Genomic DNA, 15963 nt, shown 5'->3' on the forward strand with positions numbered 1-15963 from the left:
TGCACCGGACGGCGGGCGCGCGCGGTGCAGGGTCAGCCGGTGACGAAGTAGCCGGTCAGGTCGGCGACGACGTCGGCCGCGGCGCCGTGGTTGTAGACCGAGTACGTGCCCGAGGCCGTCACGGCGGTGGACACCGAGTTGGCGACGGTCCGGCCGGGCTCGACGTTGACGGTGGAGGTGTTCGGCGGCTGGCCCCCGCCCGGGAAGACGGTGAGGTGGCCGAAGTCGGTGACGTCGGTGACCGTGACGTTGGCCTCCACGCCCACGACGTTCGGGACGGAGCCGTCCGTCGGCACCGCCTGGACGGCCGCGGTCGCCCCCCGCTGGAGCATGCCGCCGGTGACCCGGGTGTCGAGGTTCCGTACCGGCGTCCTGAGCGCGCTGAACAGGCCCTTCCCGGACGGCCCGTAGTAGCCGACGACGTCGACGATCACGTGCACCCAGCCGGCCCGGTTGTAGACGTCGATGCTCCCGTCCGCTCCGACCGGCACCACGACCTGGTTCGCGACGGTCGATCCCACCGGGAAGTTGACGTTGGAGCCCTTGGCGGGCCGCGGCTTCCCGGTCGGGTACGCGGTCAGGAAGCTGTCCCAGGAGCCGTCCGTGGTGGTGACGTTGAGGACCACCGAGGTGGCGTCCGCGGTCCCCAGCTCGGGGCGGGCGACCTGGTAGGTGCGCACCGCGTCGCCACCGAGCCGGCCGGTGCCGTCGCTGCGGCTGTCGGCGATCCGGGTCGGGGTCAGCGGACCGAACCCGTCGGTCGCCGCGGTCCGGTAGTAGCCGACCACGTCGAGCACGACGTCGACGTCGCCCGCGTTGTTGTAGAGGGCGAGCCAGGGGGAGGTGCGGCTGACCGGGCCGACCGCGACCGTGACCAGGTTCGAGACGGTCCGGCCGGCCGTGAAGTTGAGGCTGGAGGTGGCGGGCTTGGTGCCCGGCGCCCCGGCGGTGGGGCTGATCGAGAGGAAGCTGTCGGCGGTCGGGTTGGTCACGGTCACGTTGACCACCACGGCCGTGACGTCGGACGGCACGACGCTGGTGCAGTCCTGCGGGGGGTGGCTGCGGCAGAACGTGGCGAGCGGGGTCGAGTAGTACTCGCCCTCATGGAGCGGCCGCGCGGTACGGGTCGCCGGGACCTGGTTGTAGTCGCGGGTGTCCAGGACCCGGGTCGGAGTCATCCCGACGAACCCGGCCGGTGCGGTGACGTCGGCGGCAGCGGTCGCCGCCGCGGTTGCCGGTGCCGCGGTGGGTGCGGCGGTCGCCGGGACGGCGGCGAGCGCCGCGACGGTCAGGCTGAGCGCCGCGAGAGCGGCTGTGGACACGGCTGTTCTGGCTAGCATGATCAGGTTCCCCCTGGTCGATGGCGCCGGACGGCCTTGCGCCCGGCACCAGTTGGACGCTCCGGAACGCCGGAGGTTGTACTCCGCCGGACGAATTCTCCGGGGTCACCCGGGGGGCCGGGGTAGGGGTGATCTCGGGGTTCTCTCCGGGCCGCCGGGCCTCGTTCCGGCACGCGCGCCACCGTACGATCGAAGTACCGAAAGCAAGCGGGATGCGGCACCGGACGGCGGCCGACCCGAGGGGAGAAGAGGAACCGACATGGCTGAGCTCTGGAAGTCGCTGCCCTCCTGGGTGCGCAACATCGTCATCCCGGTGCTGGTCCTGGTACTGGCCTGGAACGTCGTCGCGTTCGTGTTCGGCGTCGTCGGCGCACTGCTCTCGATCGTGATCAAGCTGCTGGTGGTGGTCGGCATCGCGGCCGCCGTGGTGGTCCTGGTGAAGAAGGCCGCCAGGAGCTGACCCGCCACCCCGCAACGCCGCCCTGAGGCCCGGCCCCCTCCCACGAGGGGCGCCGGGCCTCGGCCGTTCTCCGGCGGCCCACGCGACCGAGCCGGGGGCGGCCGCGCGGGCGGGCAGGGAGGCGCTCTGGACCTGCGGCGATCCGCTCGCTACGGTGTTGGGCGTCGTGTGCAGGCAACACCGCCTGCGACGCGGGAGCTCGGAGCACCGGGCTGAGAGGGCGCTGACCGGGACGTCGACGGACGGACCGACGGCTGCGTCGACCGCAGGAACCTGACCGGGTAATGCCGGCGTAGGGAGTAGAGGTCAGATGACCACGTTCGAAGCACAGCCGCAGTCTGCCCAGGGCGCCCCCAGCAGCGAGCGCACCGGCTATCCGACCCCGGCCTGGCGCAAGGCCCACCGGGAGGGATCGCGCCCCGACCTGCGCGTCCCGTACCGCGAGGTGCGGCTCACCAACGGCAGGACCGTCCCGCTGTACGACACCTCCGGCCCGTACACCGACCCGTCCTACGAGCCCGACGTGCGGCGCGGCCTGCCCGCGCTGCGGGACCCCTGGATCCGCCAGCGCGGCGACGTCGAGGAGTACGACGGCCGCGAGCCGCGCCCCGAGGACGACGGGATCAAGCACACCTCGCCGCGCGGCGGGAACCTGCGCAACCTGGACGCCGTCTTCCCCGGCCGCCCGCGTCGCCCGCTGCGCGGCCGCGACGGCGTCGCCGTCACCCAACTCGCTTACGCCAAGCGGGGCGTGGTGACGCCGGAGATGGAGTTCGTGGCGCTGCGGGAGGGCCTCGCGCCGGAGTTCGTGCGCGCCGAGGTGGCGCGCGGCCGGGCCGTCATCCCGGTCAACGTGAACCACCCGGAGGTGGAGCCGGCCATCATCGGCACCAACTTCCTGGTGAAGATCAACGCCAACATCGGCAACTCGGCCGTCACCTCCTCGATCGAGGAGGAGGTGGAGAAGATGACCTGGGCCACCCGCTGGGGCGCCGACACCGTCATGGACCTCTCCACCGGCCGCAACATCCACACCACCCGTGAGTGGATCCTGCGCAACTCCCCGGTGCCGATCGGCACCGTGCCGCTCTACCAGGCCCTGGAGAAGGTGGACGGCAAGGCCGAGGAGCTGAGCTGGGAGGTCTACCGGGACACCGTCATCGAGCAGTGCGAGCAGGGCGTCGACTACATGACCGTCCACGCCGGCGTGCTGCTGCGCTACGTCCCGCTCACCGCGCGCCGCAAGACCGGCATCGTCTCGCGCGGCGGCTCGATCATGGCGGCCTGGTGCCTGGCGCACCACCAGGAGAACTTCCTCTACACCAACTTCGAGGAGCTCTGCGAAATCCTCGCCGCCTACGACGTCACCTTCTCGCTCGGGGACGGGCTGCGCCCGGGCTCGATCGCGGACGCCAACGACGAGGCGCAGTTCGCCGAGCTGAAGACCCTCGGGGAGCTCGGCCGGATCGCCCGCGAGCGGGACGTCCAGGTGATGATCGAGGGCCCGGGCCACGTCCCGATGCACAAGATCAAGGAGAACATGGATCTCCAGAAGGAGATCTGCGACGAGGCGCCGTTCTACACCCTCGGCCCGCTGACCACGGACGTCGCCCCCGGCTACGATCACATCACCTCGGGCATCGGCGCCGCGATGATCGCCTGGTGGGGCACCGCGATGCTCTGCTACGTGACCCCCAAGGAGCACCTGGGCCTGCCCAACCGGGACGACGTCAAGACCGGCGTGATCACCTACAAGATCGCCGCCCACGCCGCCGACCTGGCCAAGGGCCACCCCGGCGCCCAGGCCTGGGACGACGCCCTCTCCGACGCCCGCTTCGAGTTCCGCTGGGAGGACCAGTTCAACCTGGCCCTCGACCCGGAGACCGCCCGCGAGTTCCACGACGAGACCCTCCCCGCCGAGCCCGCCAAGACCGCCCACTTCTGCTCGATGTGTGGTCCGAAGTTCTGCTCGATGAAGATCAGCCAGAAGATCCGCGACGAGCACGGCGACGGTTCCAGCGCCGTCGACACCGAGTTCGACGCCGAGGCGCTGGCCGGCATGCAGGCCAAGTCCGAGGAGTTCGCGGCCCAGGGCAACCGGGTCTACCTCCCGCTCGCCGACTGACCGCACCACGTGCGAGAGCGGCTCCGAGAGTATTTCGCCTCTCGGGGCCGCCGTTCGTGGTTCCGCTGCTCGTCTGCAGAGGCCCGAGGATCGATGCAGCTGATATCTGCATTTTGCAGATATCAGCGCTAGAATGCAGGCATGACAGTCCTCACAATCCGGGACGTCCCGGACGATCAGATCCAGACCTTGAAGGTTCGCGCAGCGCAGGCCGGCAAGTCGCTCCAGGCGTTCATGCAGGACCTGATTGCCAAGGAGGCATCCAGGCCCACCATGGCGGAGATGATGGACAGGCTGAACCGGGAGACCACTGCCACCGTCAGTACCGCCGATGTCCTCGCGGCGATTGATGAGGGGCGAGCCGGGCGTTGATCGTCATTGACTGCTCCGCGCTGGTCCTGGTTCTCACTGCCCACGGTCCCGACGGGCAGCTCGTCCGCGGCCGCGTGGCCGAGGCTGGGGACGTCTACGCGCCCACCCTCCTGGACTACGAGATCCAGTCAGCCCTCCTCCGCATGAAACGTGGCGGCAAACTGACTGAGAGGGAAGTGGAGAGGGCGATCACCGCGTACCGGATGCTTCCCATTGCCAAGCGGGAAACGTTGCCCTTCTGGGATCGGGTCAAGAACCTGCACGCGAACCTCAGCACCTACGACTCCCAGTACGTCGCCTTGGCGGAGGCCCTGGGCGTACCGCTGATCACCAGCGACGCAAGGATCGAGCGCAGCGGTGCGGCCAAGTGCGAGATCGAGGTCTTCGCCTCGATCCGCCCTTGACCGGCGCAGCGCGTCCCCGTGGTGCCTTCACCGAAGTTCTGCTCGATGAAGATCAGCCAGAAGATCCGCGACGAGCACGGCGACGGTTCCAGCGCCGTCGACACCGAGTTCGACGCCGAGGCGCTGGCCGGCATGCAGGCCAAGTCCGAGGAGTTCGCGGCCCAGGGCAACCGGGTCTACCTCCCGCTCGCCGACTGACGCCGGAGCCCGGCACCCGAGCGCCGCCCCGGGAGGTATGGCCTTCCGGGGCGGCGCTGTGCGCGGGGGTTGGTGGGCCCGCCCCTGCCCACCCCCGTGGGGCTGGGGCGGGGGTCCGGTCAGGCGGTGGCGTCCTGGGGGTACCAGCGGAGTTCGACGGTGTTGCCGTCCGGGTCCTGGACGTAGACGGAGGTGGCGGTGCCGCGGGCGCCGTAGCGGGGGACGGGGCCTTCGAGGACGGTGAAGGTGCCCGCGTCGATGACCTCCTGCCAGTCGAGGGGCTCGACGGTGAGGCAGATGTGGTCGACGTTGGACTCGTGCCGGGGGCCCTCGGCCAGGTCGATGATGGTCTCGGGGCCGACGCGGACGGAGGGGAACGACACCCGGCCGGCCCGCCACTCGTCGACCCGGACGGGGGCCAGGCCGAGGAGGCCGGTGTAGAAGGCCAGCGAGCGCTCGACGTCGGCGACGTTGAGGACGAGGTGGTCGAAGGCTACGACGCGCATGGTGGGGTCCTTTGGGGTACGGCGGGGGACGGGCGGGGGACGGGCGGGGGAGCGCGGGGAGCGGTCAGGCCTGCTGGTAGTGCAGGTGGACGACGCCGGTGCTGAAGGTGGCGGAGTGGGCGAGCCGCAGCGGCGTGCGGTCCTGCTCGGTGAACAGGCGGATGCCCTGCCCGAGCACGATCGGGTGGACGAGCAGGTGGAGGTCGTCGATCAGCCCGGCGCGCAGCAGGGTGCGGGTGAGCATGATGCTGCCGGTGACGTTGATGTTGCGGCCCGGACGGCGCTTGAGCGCGGTGAGTTCGGCGACGACGTCCCCGGAGAGGACGGTGGAGTTGTTCCACTCCGCCTTGTCGAGCGTGGTGGAGACGACCAGCTTGCGGATCGCGTTGAGGCCGTCCGCCATCTCGCCGGTCTGGTGCGGCCAGACGGCGGCGAAGGACTCGTACGTCCGCCGGCCGAGCAGCAGGGTGTCGGACGCGGCGGCCATCCCGCCGACGACGGCGCCCATCTCCTCGTTCAGGTACGGGAAGTGCCAGGTCTCGGGGGCCTCGACGACGCCGTCCAGCGAGACGAAGAGTCCGGCGGTGATCCGGCGGTCGGTGCTGGTCATGGGGGTTCTCCGGAAGTGGCGGGGTGGTCGGCGCGGGGCGGGCTTCCCGCTCGGCCGGTGACGTGTTCAACGATCCCCTGGTCCGGATGTTTGATCAATGCGCGATCGCCGTACGATCGTTGAGCCGGATTCAACGATCGAGGGGCGGGGCGGGATGCTGGAACGGTTGGAGGTCGAGGTCTTCCTCGCGCTCGCCGAGGAGCTGCACTTCGGCCGGACCGCCGAGCGGCTACACCTGACCACCGGGCGGGTCAGCCAGGTGGTGAAGAAGCTGGAGCGCCGGATCGGCGGGCCGCTCTTCGACCGCACCAGCCGGTCGGTCGGACTCACCGCCGTGGGGAGGCGGTTGGCCGACGACCTGGTCCCGGTGGTGGCGGCGATGGCGGAGGCGCTGCGCCGGGCGGAGGACGCCAGCCGGGGTGTCAGCGGGGAGCTGCGGGTGGCGTTCCTCGGGGAGTGGACGGCGCCGGTGCTGCTCAGGGCGGCCGCGCGGTTCGGCGAGCGGCACCCGGAGTGCCGGGTGGACGTGCGGGAGGTGCAGCTCTCCAACTCCCGGGCGAGCCTGGTGGACGGCTCGATCGACGTCCTGATCGCCTCCTACCCGTTCGACGGCATGGCCCGCGGGCCGGTGCTGATGACCGAGCAGCGGGTCCTGGCGGTGGCCGCCGGGCATCCGCTGGCCGCGGAACCGTCGGTGTCGGTCGAGGTGCTCGCCGACCACCCGGTGGTGCAGTACCCGGCCGTCACTTCGGTGGGCTTCAAGCGCGACCGCACCCCCGACCGCACGCCGTCGGGCCGCCCGGTGCCCAAGGGGCCGTCCGGCAGCACCTTCTCCGAGATGCTCAGCCTGGTCGCGATGGGCCGCGGCGTGCTTCCGGTCGGGGAGCACTCCCGCCGCTACTACCCGCGTCCGGACGTCGCGTACGTGCCGATCCACGACGCGCCGCCGATCGAGCGCGGCCCGGTCTGGCTGGAGAGCAACACCACCGCGCGGGTCCTCGCCTTCGTCCAGGCGGCGACGGACGCCGCCGGGGCGCGGGGGGCCGGTGGGGCGGCGCCGTCGTGCGTGGCGTCGGCGGGGTGACGGGGCCAACCGGAGAACCGGTGCCGACGGGGTGGCCGGTGCCGACGGGGCCGGTGCCGACCGGGTAGCCGGTGCGGCCCGCCTCGGAGGCGGTGGTCAGGAGATCGCGCGCAGCCGGACCGGCCCCGGCGTGAGCAGATGGTCGAGGTGGGCGGCCGTCTCATCGTCGGCGGGGAGCAGGACGACGAGCTGCTGGGAGTCGTCGGTGAGGTCCAGGGTCTCGCGCAGCAGCCGGAGTTCGGGGCCGGACGGGTGCCGGAGGCGGAGCGGGCCGCGCCGGGGGACGAGGTGGTTGCCGAGCCGGCGGGTGAACTCGGGGCCGGCGAGCGGGGCGAGTTCGGTGCTGAGCCACTCGGCGGATTCGACCGAGGGGCCGAGCCAGATGTCGAAGGCCTGTTCGTCGGCGACGTCGTCCCAGTCGGCGAACAGGGTCCGGGCGCGCGGGTCGGTGAAGACGTAGCGGGTGAGGTTGGGCGCCGGGCTGTCGAGCAGTCCGGCGGCGCCGAGGACGGTCGCGTAGCCGCTGGTGTGGGCGAGGACGTCGCCGAGGCGGTTGGTGACGGCGGCGATGCCCGGTTCGAGCAGGCGCAGCGTCTCGCGGACGGTGGGGCGCAGTTCGCGCGGGGCGGGGGCGGGCCGGGTATGGCCGGCGCACGCGCCGCCGGCGATCTTGGTGAGGTAGCGCAGGTGGTTGCGCTCGGCGGGGTCGAGGCTGAGGGCGTCCGCGAGGGCGTTGACCACGGCGGTGGAGGGGTTGCGGTCGCGGCCCTGTTCCAGCCTGGTCAGGTACTCGACGCTGATGCCGGCGCGGACGGCTAGGTCGGCGCGGCGCAGGCCGGGTGAGCGGCGGCGGCCGTGGTCGGGCAGGCCCAGCGTCTCGGGCTGGATGCTGTCCCGCTTCGCGCGGATGAAGTCCCCCAGTGGTGTGCCCATATGGCGAGCGTAGTGCTGATCGCCGCGCGCAGGGTGGCCCTGCGGGGGCCAGCCTGGGCACGGCCTGGTTGCGGGTGGATGGCGGGCTGAGAGTGGTGGCCATGGAGACGAACAAGCACAAGCTGGTGATCATCCTCGGCAGCGTCCGGGAGGGCCGGTTCGGCCCGGTGGTGTCCTCGTGGGTGGCCGAGCAGGCCGCCGCGCACGGGGGCTTCGAGGTCGAGGTGGTGGACCTCGCCGAGGTCGAGCTGCCGCTCGAACTGCCCTCCGCCTCACCGAAGTTCGCCGGCGACGACTACCCGCGTCCGGCCGGGATGGCCGAGCTGACCGAGGCCCTGGAGGGCGCCGACGCCTTCGTCGTCGTCACCCCGGAGTACAACCACAGCTACCCGGCCTCGCTGAAGGCCGCGATCGACTGGCACTTCACCCAGTGGACGGCCAAGCCGGTCGCCTTCGTCAGCTACGGCGGCGCGGCCGGCGGCCGGCACGCCGTACTGCACCTGGAGAACGTGCTGACCGAGCTGCACGCGGTGACCATCCGGGACGGCCTGGCCTTCCCGAACTACTTCACCGCCTGGTCGGACGGCCGCCCGGACGACCCGCAGGCGCCCGGTTACGCCAAGGTCCTGCTCGACCAACTGTCATGGTGGGCAGGCGCGTTGAAGGCCGCACGGGCCGCCGCGCCGTACCCGGCGTAGGCGCGGGGGCAGAGCACCGAATCACCTGGAGAAGCCGGAGCGCCCGGAGAAGGAGGAGGACGATGGACTACCTGAAGCTGGCCGGCACCGACCTGGAGGTCAGCCGGATCGCGCTCGGCTGCATGGGCTTCGGCGGCACTGGCACCGGGCACAACCCGTGGGCGCTGGACGAGGAGGCCGCGGCGCCGGTGTTCCGGCGGGCGGTCGAGCTCGGCATCACCCTCTGGGACACCGCCAACGTGTACGGCGGCGGCGCCTCGGAGGAACTGGTCGGCCGGGCGGTGCGGCGCTTCACCCGGCGTGAGGACGTCGTCCTGGCGACCAAGGCGGGCCTGCCGATGCACGACGGCCCGGGCGGCTCCGGGCTGTCCCGGCGGGCGGTCCTGGAGCAGGTGGACGGCTCGCTGGCCCGGCTCGGCACGGACCACATCGACCTCTTCCAACTGCACCGCTTCGACCCGGCGACGCCGGTCGAGGAGACGGTGGCGGCCCTGCGCGAGGTGGTCGAGGCCGGGAAGGTCCGGTACGTCGGGGTCTCCTCGATGTGGGCCTGGCGGTTCGCGGAGCTGCGGCACGCGGCGGCCGTGGCGGGCGGCCCGCGGTTCGTGTCGATGCAGCACCAGTACAGCCTGGTGCAGCGGGAGGAGGAGCGGGAGATGTTCCCCTTCCTCGCCGATCAGGGCATCGCCAGCCTGGTCTGGTGCCCGCTGGCCTCGGGCCGGCTGGCCCGGCCGTACGGGCAGGGCACCGCCCGCTCGGCCGGGGACCCGGTGGCCGGGCGGTTCTTCGCGGACGTCGACCGCCCGATCGTGGACGCCGTCCAGCGCGTCGCGGAGGCCCGCGGCGTCCCGATGGCGCAGGTGGCGCTCGCCTGGGTGCTGCGCAACCCGGTGGTGGCCGCCCCGGTCGTCGGTGCGACCCGGCCGGGCCACCTGGACGACGCGGCGGCCGCCCTCGGCCTCGGCCTCACCGGCGCCGAGGCGGCGGCCCTGGAGGCCCCGTACACGCCCCGGCTGCCCACCGGCTTCTGAACCGCGACGGCTCGACGGCTTCTGAACCGGGGCGGCTCGACGGTTCCTGAACCGCGGCTGCCCACCGGCTTTCCGAACCGCGACGACCCGACGTGCTCAGCCCGCCGTGCGCCGGCGGTAGTAGTGCACGGTGAGCGCGGCGAGCAGCGGGCCCCAGGCGGCCAGCGGCAGGTAGCTGGCCCAGAACACGGCGGTCTGCCAGCCGTGGGTGATCAGCCCCAGGTCCCGGTCGCCCCGGATGGTCAGGCCGAACGAGAACATCACCATCGAGTACGGGAAGACCATCAGCGCCGCCGAGCCCAGTCCGGCGGGAACCACGGCGGCGAGCACCGGGACGGGGCGGCCGCCGAGGACGGGGACCCAGCGCGGCCAGACCTCGCCCCAGCGGGCGACCAGGCCGAAGCAGAGCAGGGCCAGCCCCTCGCTGACCACGCTCAGCGCGAGGATGTACGCCCAGCCGCCGTCGAACGAGCCGGCGGCCCGGTCCGGGGGCGTCGGGCCGTGTTCGAGCAGCGGCAGGTCGAGGATGAAGCCGCCGATCCGCCAGAGGCAGGAGGGCAGGACGGCCAGGGTGATCGCGTACCCGGTCCGGACCGCCCAGCGGGGCACGCCCGGTGCGGGGGTGCCGTGCAGTCGTGCCGCGATCGTCCGTGCGCCCATGGTTTCCGCCTCCAGCCAGGGCGGACGCCGTCCGTCCGCCACCGGTACCGACCCTCCCGGAGAACGCCGGCGGGGGCGTCCTCACCCCGATCGAATCCGGGCCGGACCCGCTCCCCCGGGCGGGGGAGCGGGGGTGCGCCGGCGGTCGGCACCGGCGGCGGTCGGCGTCGTACCCGGGTATGACGCCGGATCCGGCTCCCCGGTGTGACGACCGGCCGTATCCCGGCACGGGAGGGTGGGGACATCGACCGAACGAGGCCGGAGGAGCCGACACGATGCCCGCGAACCACCGTCAGTCCAGCAGGGCCGTCCCGGCCGCCCTCCGCACCGGCCTGGCACTGCCGGCCGGCGCGGTGGGGGCCGCCCTGGTGCTGACCGGGCGGCCCGCCGCGGCCGCCCGGTGGCAGGCACGGGTGTCGGGCGGCCACGGGTGGACCGGCGGCCGGGTGCTGGCCCGGGCCGTCCTGGGGCTGCCGCTGGACGCCCTGGCACTGCTGCTGGTCGGGTACGCGCTGTTCAACTCGGTGCGGAACTTCGGTTATCCGCTCTGGTACCTCGGCACGGACTACCACCAGGCCTGGGGCGGCCCGACCATGGCCGGTGTCTGGACGGTGCACGCGGCGGGCTGGGGCCTGTGCCTGTACCTGCTGCTGTGTTGGCCGCTGCGGTGGATCGCCCGTGGCCAGCGGGCGCTGGCGCTGCGGCTGACGGGCGGTCGGCCTTCGTCCACGGCTGGGCGTCCGGCCATGGCGGCGGCCTGAGACGGCGGCGGGGGGCCGAGACGGTGGCGGCGGCCTGAGACGGCGGCGGTGGTTCGAAGCTGCCGGGGTCAGGGCAGCAGCCCCCAGGACAGGACCCAGGGCAGGAACACCAGCCCGGCCAGCAGCAGGGCGCCCAGCCGGACCCGGTCGGCGGTGGCGGCGGCCGGGTCGGCCCGCTCCCGCCGGGCGCCGGCCGCGGCGACGGCGGCCGCCCCGAGGGCGAACAGCCCGAGCAGCTGGACGGCCAGCCAGACCACCGGGCGGCCGAACAGGACCGGGCCGGGGGACATCGCGGCGGTGAGCACCAGGAAGAGCAGGTAGCCGAGGGCGCCCAGGGCGGCGACCGTCCCGGCGAGGGCGGCCCAGCGGGCGGCCCGGGGCGGGGCGCCCGGGCGAAGCCGGCGGCGGAACGCGCCGGTCAGTGCGAAGCCCGCGAAGCCGGTCAGGCAGAGCAGGGTGGCGACGGCCTCGAACCAGGGGGACTCGTACCAGCGGAGCGGGTCGAGTGCGCGGCCGGCGACGTCCAGCGGCGCGGCGCCGGACGGTCCGGCGGTGGGAAGCAGCCCCGGCAGGGCTGCCGGCAGGGCCGCCAACAGGGCCGCCGGCAGGACCGCCAGCAAGACGGTGACCAGCGGCAGCGCCGGTCCGGTGCGGGACGCTCGGACGGGTCCGGTGCTCATCGCTGGTCTCCCCCGGTCGCGCTCCTCTTGTGGGGTCCAGCCTGGCGGACGGCGGAGTCCGGGGCGATGGTGGCGGCACCCGGACCGGGGGTGGGGATGTCCCCCGGAAACCCCGCTGAGCAGGCGGAACGCCGGCCCCGGGAAACGCCGGCTCCGGGGAACGCCGCCCCCCGGAGGGCGTCGGGCTCAGCGCACCTCGTCGGGCCCGGTGAAGTCGGGCGGCGTGTACCCGGGACCGGTGAAGTCCGGCGGGGTGAAGGCGGCCGGGCGCGGGGTACGGCCCTCGGGGTCGGTGAGCCCGTCGGGCCCGGGGCTGGTGAACGCGGGCGAGGTGTAGCCGGGGCTGCTGAAGTCGGGGCCGGGGGCGTCCTGGCCGGTGGCGTCGGGTCGGGCCGCCGCGCCGGGCACCGGCGGCAGCGAGTCGAGCAGGTACGGGACGAGGCCGCGCTCGCGCAGGGCGGTGCGCCACTCACCGTGGGCGTCGCCGAGTTCGGCGGCGAGCTCCGGGTCGGTGCCGGCCGGGGCGCTGGCGGGGCCGTCGCGCAGGGCGGTGAGCAGCAGTCCGATGATGCCGATGGCCATCGCGGCGACCCCGGCGGCGAGCGCCACCCAGCCGGCCGTGACCAGGGAGTCGGCCAGCGCCGGGTCGGGGTCGGCGGCGCGCAGCAGGTAGCCGATCAGCAGCAGGAACAGGGCGGCGGCCCAGGCCAGGATCGGGGTGAGCACGGTGAGGACGGGGAACAGCCCGGCCCCGCCGCTGCCGGAGCGCAGCTGGGTGAGCAGCCCGGGTGCGACGGGTTCGCTGCCGGGCGGCGGCGGGGGCGTGCTGTGCAGGCTCTCGCGGAGCCGGACGTAGTGGGTGTACTCGGTGGCGGCCGCGGCGTTGACGCGGTCGGCGTCGCGCAGCGCGCGGATGCGCAGCTGGTCGGCGGTGAGCGCGCCGGGGGCGCGCAGGGCGGTGAGGACGGTGCGGTCGCGCAGGGCTTCCGTGAGGAGGCGCTCGTACTCCGGGCGGTCCTCGGCGAGCAGTGGCGGGGGGTTGGACATGGGGACCCCGTTCGTGCGGACCCCGTTCGCTCCGCCCCGGGGGCGCGCGGCCCTCAGGGCGCCGGAACGGGCGCGGAGGCGGGCCGCCGGACGGGCGGCCGGGTGTGGTGTGCCTCATGGTAGGGGCGGGCGCGCCCGGGCTGACAGTCGGTTTCCGGAATTTCGCGCCCCGGGACGCGCGCATGCGACGAACCGAGCGCCGGGAACAACTGTTCTACGACGATGGTCGGTTGACGATCTGTCGGCGGCCCGAGGGCGCCTCAGTCGATCGGCAGCCGGGCGACCAGCAGCCGCCCCTCCATGGTGACGCCGCCGTCCATCGCCACCGCGAGGTCGTCCGCGTACACGTACGGCCCGGGGATGTGCGGCGGCTGGCCGTCGTCGTTGTGCACCGCGCCGGTGAGGTACGGGATGGGGCTGTGCCCGTGCACGATCCGGCTGCCGCCGTAGGTGTCCAGCAGCTCGTGGACGGCCAGCGGGCCGGCGTCGCCGCGGAAGGCGAACCGCTTGGTGAAGCGGCGGAAGCAGTCCCACCACTCGTCCACGCTGCCGTCGGCGAGCAGTCCGTGCACCGCGTCGTTGACGTCGGGGATGGACTCGCCGTACTCCAGGTACGCGGTGGTGTCGGAGTGCAGCAGCAGGTGGCCGTCCTCCAGCGCGATGGCGGGCAGCCGGGAGAGCCAGCTGATGTGGTGCGCCTCCAGCCGGTCCAGGTCGTTCTGCTGGCCGCCGTTGAGCCGCCAGGCGGCGAGGAAGGAGGCGGTGCCGGCGGTGGACTGGACGGGCTCGTCGCCGTACCTGGCGGCGCCGAGGAAGAGCAGTTCGTGGTTGCCCATCAGGGCGCGGCAGTAGCCGCCGGCCGCGGCGGCCTCGGCGGCCAGCTGCATGACCAGGTCGATGACGCCGATGCCGTCGGGGCCGCGGTCGGTGAAGTCGCCGAGGAACCAGATCCGGGCGCGGCCGGCCGACCAGTGGCCGTCGGCGTCGATCAGGCCCTGGCCGTGCAGGGCGGCGCGCAGCTCGTCCAGGTAGCCGTGCACGTCGCCGACGACGTAGACCGGGCCGGGGGGCTCGCCGGGGCCGGGGGCCGGGTACGGGTAGGTGGGCACGGCGGGGTCGGGCAGCGGCGGGCCGAGCTCGATGGTCGGCGGGTCGTCGCGGCCGTCGAGCTGGAGCGCCGGGGACGGCTGGTCGGGCAGGGTGGGCTCGTAGCCCTTCTGCCCCTGGCCGTCGTAGCCGCCCTGGTCCTGGCCGTCGTAACCGCCCTGCTCCGGACCGTCGTAGCCGTTCTGCTCCGGCGACTCGTAGTTCGGGCGGTCCTCGTACCCGGCGCGGTCCCGGTAGCCCGGGCCCTCCTCGTAGCCGCCCTGTCCCTGCTGCGAGAAGGCCGGGCCGTGGTCCAGGCCGACCCCCTGGGCGTGCACCGTGTGGCCCTGGCCGTCGGCGGGCCAGTGCTGCTCCAGGTAGCGGGCTCCGCCGTAGCCGCTGTAGGTCTCCCCGTCGTACGTCTCCCCCTCGTAGGACGGGGCGGGGTAGCCGGTCGCGGGATCGGGTTCGTAATAGGTGCCGTACGGCAGCACGTCGAGGTCCGGCTGGTGGCGGGGGCCCGAGTGGGGGTGCTCGGGCCCGGGGAAGCGGTCCTCGGGTGTCATTCGCCCATCATAGGAAGACCACTCTCCCGGCGTCGTCACCTGGTGGGTATCCAATCCTCCGGAGCGTCAGCCGGGCGGTCCCGAAAGGTCCGTTTTGTCCCGGCTCGGTACGGTCTCATCAGCTCTGGTCGTCTGCTCGGCACGGCCCTCGGCCCGCTCTCCGCGGGCCCGTCCCGGGCCGGTCCCGATCCAGGAGGGCGCAGTGGTCTACACCTCGCCCGGGGCCCGGGGCGGGCTGACGGTGGTGCGCGGACTCCGGCGCTGGGAGGACGCGCGGACGATCAGCTCGGTCGGCATCAGGGTGCCCGGCGGCGGCCCGGTGCCGGCGGTGCGGAAGCGCGGCGGGAAGAGCCGGGCGATGTCGACGCCCGTCCCCGAGTCCACGCCCTCGATCGCGTCGATGAGCAGGTTGACCACCGTGGTGCCGATCTTGCGCGGCTTGAGCGAGAGCGTGGTGATCGGCGGTTCGGTGGCCGCGTAGACGTCGCTCTCGCTGCAGCAGACCAGCAGCAGGTCGTCCGGCACCCGCAGGCCGTACCGGCGGGCGGCGGCCAGCAGGTCGGTGCCGTTGGGGTCGAACAGTCCGTAGACGGCGTCCGGCCGGTCGGGGCGGGCGAGCAGCCGGTCGGCGGCGACGGCGCCGGCGGCCGGGTCGTGCGCCGGGTAGGTCTCGTACACCGGCTCCTGCCCGACCTTGGCGCACCAGCCGAGGTACGCCTCGGTGGAGAGCCGGGTGTAGGTGTCGGTGCTGGTGCCGGTGAGCAGGCCGATCCGGCGGGCGCCGGCCTCGGAGAGGTGGTCGAGGATGCCGAGCACGGCGGCCTCGTGGTCGTTGTCGACCCAGGCGGTGACCGGGCAGTTGCCGGGCTTGCCGTCGCTGACCACCGGGACGCCGGACCGGTACAGCTCGCTGACCAGGGGGTCCTGGTCGGGCGGGTCGATCACCACGGTGCCGTCCAGGGCGATGTTGCCCCAGACGTCGTGGCGGGAGGAGGCGGGCAGCACCACCAGCGCGTAGCCGCGGCCCAGGGCGGCGCTGGTGGCGGCCCGGGCCATCTCGGCGAAGTACGCGAACTCGGTGAAGGTGAACGGCTCTTCACCGTAGGTCGTGACGGTCAGCCCGATCAGGCCGGACCGTCCGGTGCGCAGGGTGCGGGCGGCCGCGGAGGGGCGGTAGCCGAGGCGCTCGGCGACCTCGCGCACCCGGCTGCGGGTCTCGTCGGGCAGGCGGCCCTTTCCGTTCAGCGCGTCGGAGACAGTGGTGATCGACACTCCGGCGGCTGCTGCCACATCCCGGATGCCGGCCCGTTCCAGACGCCTTGAGGTGGTGGGACGCCGACCGCTCTGGTTGGCTGCTGCTGTCATGGCGGACCGATCGTATGGCTCCTGACAAGGGTCTGTG

18 protein-coding genes are annotated in these 15963 nt (G+C 73.4%); 9 read left to right on the top strand and 9 right to left on the bottom strand.

Annotation, left to right across the window (positions count from 1 at the left end; genetic code table 11):
* Positions 1-32: 32 nt before the first annotated feature.
* On the bottom strand, positions 33-1322 hold the full coding sequence (locus ACZ5GH_RS18870; protein WP_464334816.1) for a hypothetical protein: 1290 nt from the start codon (positions 1320-1322) through the stop codon (positions 33-35).
* A 277-nt stretch (positions 1323-1599) separates the two neighbouring features.
* Here ACZ5GH_RS18870 and ACZ5GH_RS18875 point away from each other — a divergent pair, with 277 nt between their 5' ends.
* From ACZ5GH_RS18875 to ACZ5GH_RS18895, 5 genes are all read left to right on the top strand, one after another.
* Positions 1600-1800, top strand: coding sequence for a DUF5326 family protein (locus tag ACZ5GH_RS18875; RefSeq protein WP_387759609.1), 201 nt, complete (start codon positions 1600-1602; stop codon positions 1798-1800).
* A gap of 310 nt (positions 1801-2110) precedes the next feature.
* Positions 2111-3925 carry a phosphomethylpyrimidine synthase ThiC gene (gene thiC, locus ACZ5GH_RS18880; protein WP_464334817.1) on the top strand — a complete coding sequence of 605 codons (1815 nt, stop codon included), beginning with the start codon at positions 2111-2113 and terminating at the stop codon, positions 3923-3925.
* Between the two features lie 141 nt (positions 3926-4066).
* Positions 4067-4297: a FitA-like ribbon-helix-helix domain-containing protein gene (locus tag ACZ5GH_RS18885; RefSeq protein ID WP_387759614.1), complete on the top strand. Its 231-nt coding sequence runs from the start codon at positions 4067-4069 to the stop codon at positions 4295-4297.
* Positions 4294-4701: a type II toxin-antitoxin system VapC family toxin gene (locus ACZ5GH_RS18890; protein ID WP_464334818.1), complete on the top strand. Its 408-nt coding sequence runs from the start codon at positions 4294-4296 to the stop codon at positions 4699-4701. Before ACZ5GH_RS18885 ends, ACZ5GH_RS18890 begins: the two co-directional genes overlap by 4 nt.
* 45 nt (positions 4702-4746) lie before the next feature.
* Complete coding sequence (locus ACZ5GH_RS18895; protein WP_464336949.1) at positions 4747-4899, top strand: thiamine biosynthesis protein ThiC; 153 nt, start codon at positions 4747-4749, stop codon at positions 4897-4899.
* A gap of 119 nt (positions 4900-5018) precedes the next feature.
* Here the strand turns inward: ACZ5GH_RS18895 and ACZ5GH_RS18900 are convergent, their stop codons facing one another.
* Both ACZ5GH_RS18900 and ACZ5GH_RS18905 read right to left on the bottom strand, forming a co-directional pair.
* Positions 5019-5405 carry a VOC family protein gene (locus ACZ5GH_RS18900; protein WP_387759618.1) on the bottom strand — a complete coding sequence of 129 codons (387 nt, stop codon included), beginning with the start codon at positions 5403-5405 and terminating at the stop codon, positions 5019-5021.
* 64 nt (positions 5406-5469) lie between these two features.
* Complete coding sequence (locus ACZ5GH_RS18905; protein ID WP_401106195.1) at positions 5470-6015, bottom strand: dihydrofolate reductase family protein; 546 nt, start codon at positions 6013-6015, stop codon at positions 5470-5472.
* A 154-nt stretch (positions 6016-6169) separates the two neighbouring features.
* On the opposite strand from ACZ5GH_RS18905, the gene ACZ5GH_RS18910 reads away from it, so the two are divergent.
* Positions 6170-7099, top strand: a complete 930-nt coding sequence (locus tag ACZ5GH_RS18910; protein WP_464334819.1) for a LysR family transcriptional regulator — start codon at positions 6170-6172, stop codon at positions 7097-7099.
* A 96-nt stretch (positions 7100-7195) separates the two neighbouring features.
* Here the strand turns inward: ACZ5GH_RS18910 and ACZ5GH_RS18915 are convergent, their stop codons facing one another.
* Positions 7196-8032 (bottom strand): helix-turn-helix domain-containing protein, encoded by an 837-nt coding sequence (locus tag ACZ5GH_RS18915; RefSeq protein WP_464334820.1) that lies wholly within the window; start codon positions 8030-8032, stop codon positions 7196-7198.
* 101 nt (positions 8033-8133) lie between these two features.
* Here ACZ5GH_RS18915 and ACZ5GH_RS18920 point away from each other — a divergent pair, with 101 nt between their 5' ends.
* Together ACZ5GH_RS18920 and ACZ5GH_RS18925 are read left to right on the top strand one after the other, a co-directional pair.
* Positions 8134-8730, top strand: a complete 597-nt coding sequence (locus tag ACZ5GH_RS18920; protein ID WP_464334821.1) for an NADPH-dependent FMN reductase — start codon at positions 8134-8136, stop codon at positions 8728-8730.
* Positions 8731-8792: 62 nt separating this feature from the next.
* Complete coding sequence (locus ACZ5GH_RS18925; RefSeq protein WP_387759624.1) at positions 8793-9761, top strand: aldo/keto reductase; 969 nt, start codon at positions 8793-8795, stop codon at positions 9759-9761.
* Positions 9762-9857: 96 nt separating this feature from the next.
* Here ACZ5GH_RS18925 and ACZ5GH_RS18930 read toward each other — a convergent pair whose 3' ends face one another.
* Complete coding sequence (locus tag ACZ5GH_RS18930; RefSeq protein WP_387759626.1) at positions 9858-10421, bottom strand: hypothetical protein; 564 nt, start codon at positions 10419-10421, stop codon at positions 9858-9860.
* Between the two features lie 275 nt (positions 10422-10696).
* On the opposite strand from ACZ5GH_RS18930, the gene ACZ5GH_RS18935 reads away from it, so the two are divergent.
* Complete coding sequence (locus ACZ5GH_RS18935) at positions 10697-11182, top strand: hypothetical protein (protein ID WP_464334822.1); 486 nt, start codon at positions 10697-10699, stop codon at positions 11180-11182.
* Positions 11183-11250: 68 nt separating this feature from the next.
* Here the strand turns inward: ACZ5GH_RS18935 and ACZ5GH_RS18940 are convergent, their stop codons facing one another.
* The 4 genes from ACZ5GH_RS18940 to ACZ5GH_RS18955 form a co-directional block, all read right to left on the bottom strand.
* Positions 11251-11862: a hypothetical protein gene (locus ACZ5GH_RS18940; protein ID WP_464334823.1), complete on the bottom strand. Its 612-nt coding sequence runs from the start codon at positions 11860-11862 to the stop codon at positions 11251-11253.
* 186 nt (positions 11863-12048) lie between these two features.
* Positions 12049-12909, bottom strand: coding sequence for a hypothetical protein (locus ACZ5GH_RS18945; protein ID WP_387759631.1), 861 nt, complete (start codon positions 12907-12909; stop codon positions 12049-12051).
* A 260-nt stretch (positions 12910-13169) separates the two neighbouring features.
* Positions 13170-14108, bottom strand: coding sequence for a metallophosphoesterase (locus ACZ5GH_RS18950; protein WP_464336846.1), 939 nt, complete (start codon positions 14106-14108; stop codon positions 13170-13172).
* Positions 14109-14768: 660 nt separating this feature from the next.
* Positions 14769-15926 carry a LacI family DNA-binding transcriptional regulator gene (locus ACZ5GH_RS18955; RefSeq protein WP_387759635.1) on the bottom strand — a complete coding sequence of 386 codons (1158 nt, stop codon included), beginning with the start codon at positions 15924-15926 and terminating at the stop codon, positions 14769-14771.
* Positions 15927-15963: the final 37 nt, after the last annotated feature.

The sequence above is a fragment of the Kitasatospora sp. Xyl93 genome, from assembly GCF_055383135.1.

Bases quoted from the DNA above. Each gene is read 5' to 3' on its own strand.
- ACZ5GH_RS18935 (WP_464334822.1), top strand. From the start codon at position 10,697: ATGCCCGCGAACCACCGTCAGTCCAGCAGGGCCGTCCCGGCCGCCCTC.
- ACZ5GH_RS18920 (WP_464334821.1), top strand. From the start codon at position 8,134: ATGGAGACGAACAAGCACAAGCTGGTGATCATCCTCGGCAGCGTCCGG.
- ACZ5GH_RS18945 (WP_387759631.1), bottom strand. From the start codon at position 12,909: ATGTCCAACCCCCCGCCACTGCTCGCCGAGGACCGCCCGGAGTACGAG.
- ACZ5GH_RS18915 (WP_464334820.1), bottom strand. From the start codon at position 8,032: ATGGGCACACCACTGGGGGACTTCATCCGCGCGAAGCGGGACAGCATC.
- ACZ5GH_RS18905 (WP_401106195.1), bottom strand. From the start codon at position 6,015: ATGACCAGCACCGACCGCCGGATCACCGCCGGACTCTTCGTCTCGCTG.
- thiC (WP_464334817.1), top strand. From the start codon at position 2,111: ATGACCACGTTCGAAGCACAGCCGCAGTCTGCCCAGGGCGCCCCCAGC.
- ACZ5GH_RS18910 (WP_464334819.1), top strand. From the start codon at position 6,170: ATGCTGGAACGGTTGGAGGTCGAGGTCTTCCTCGCGCTCGCCGAGGAG.
- ACZ5GH_RS18895 (WP_464336949.1), top strand. From the start codon at position 4,747: ATGAAGATCAGCCAGAAGATCCGCGACGAGCACGGCGACGGTTCCAGC.
- ACZ5GH_RS18875 (WP_387759609.1), top strand. From the start codon at position 1,600: ATGGCTGAGCTCTGGAAGTCGCTGCCCTCCTGGGTGCGCAACATCGTC.
- ACZ5GH_RS18900 (WP_387759618.1), bottom strand. From the start codon at position 5,405: ATGCGCGTCGTAGCCTTCGACCACCTCGTCCTCAACGTCGCCGACGTC.
- ACZ5GH_RS18885 (WP_387759614.1), top strand. From the start codon at position 4,067: ATGACAGTCCTCACAATCCGGGACGTCCCGGACGATCAGATCCAGACC.
- ACZ5GH_RS18925 (WP_387759624.1), top strand. From the start codon at position 8,793: ATGGACTACCTGAAGCTGGCCGGCACCGACCTGGAGGTCAGCCGGATC.
- ACZ5GH_RS18940 (WP_464334823.1), bottom strand. From the start codon at position 11,862: ATGAGCACCGGACCCGTCCGAGCGTCCCGCACCGGACCGGCGCTGCCG.
- ACZ5GH_RS18955 (WP_387759635.1), bottom strand. From the start codon at position 15,926: ATGACAGCAGCAGCCAACCAGAGCGGTCGGCGTCCCACCACCTCAAGG.
- ACZ5GH_RS18930 (WP_387759626.1), bottom strand. From the start codon at position 10,421: ATGGGCGCACGGACGATCGCGGCACGACTGCACGGCACCCCCGCACCG.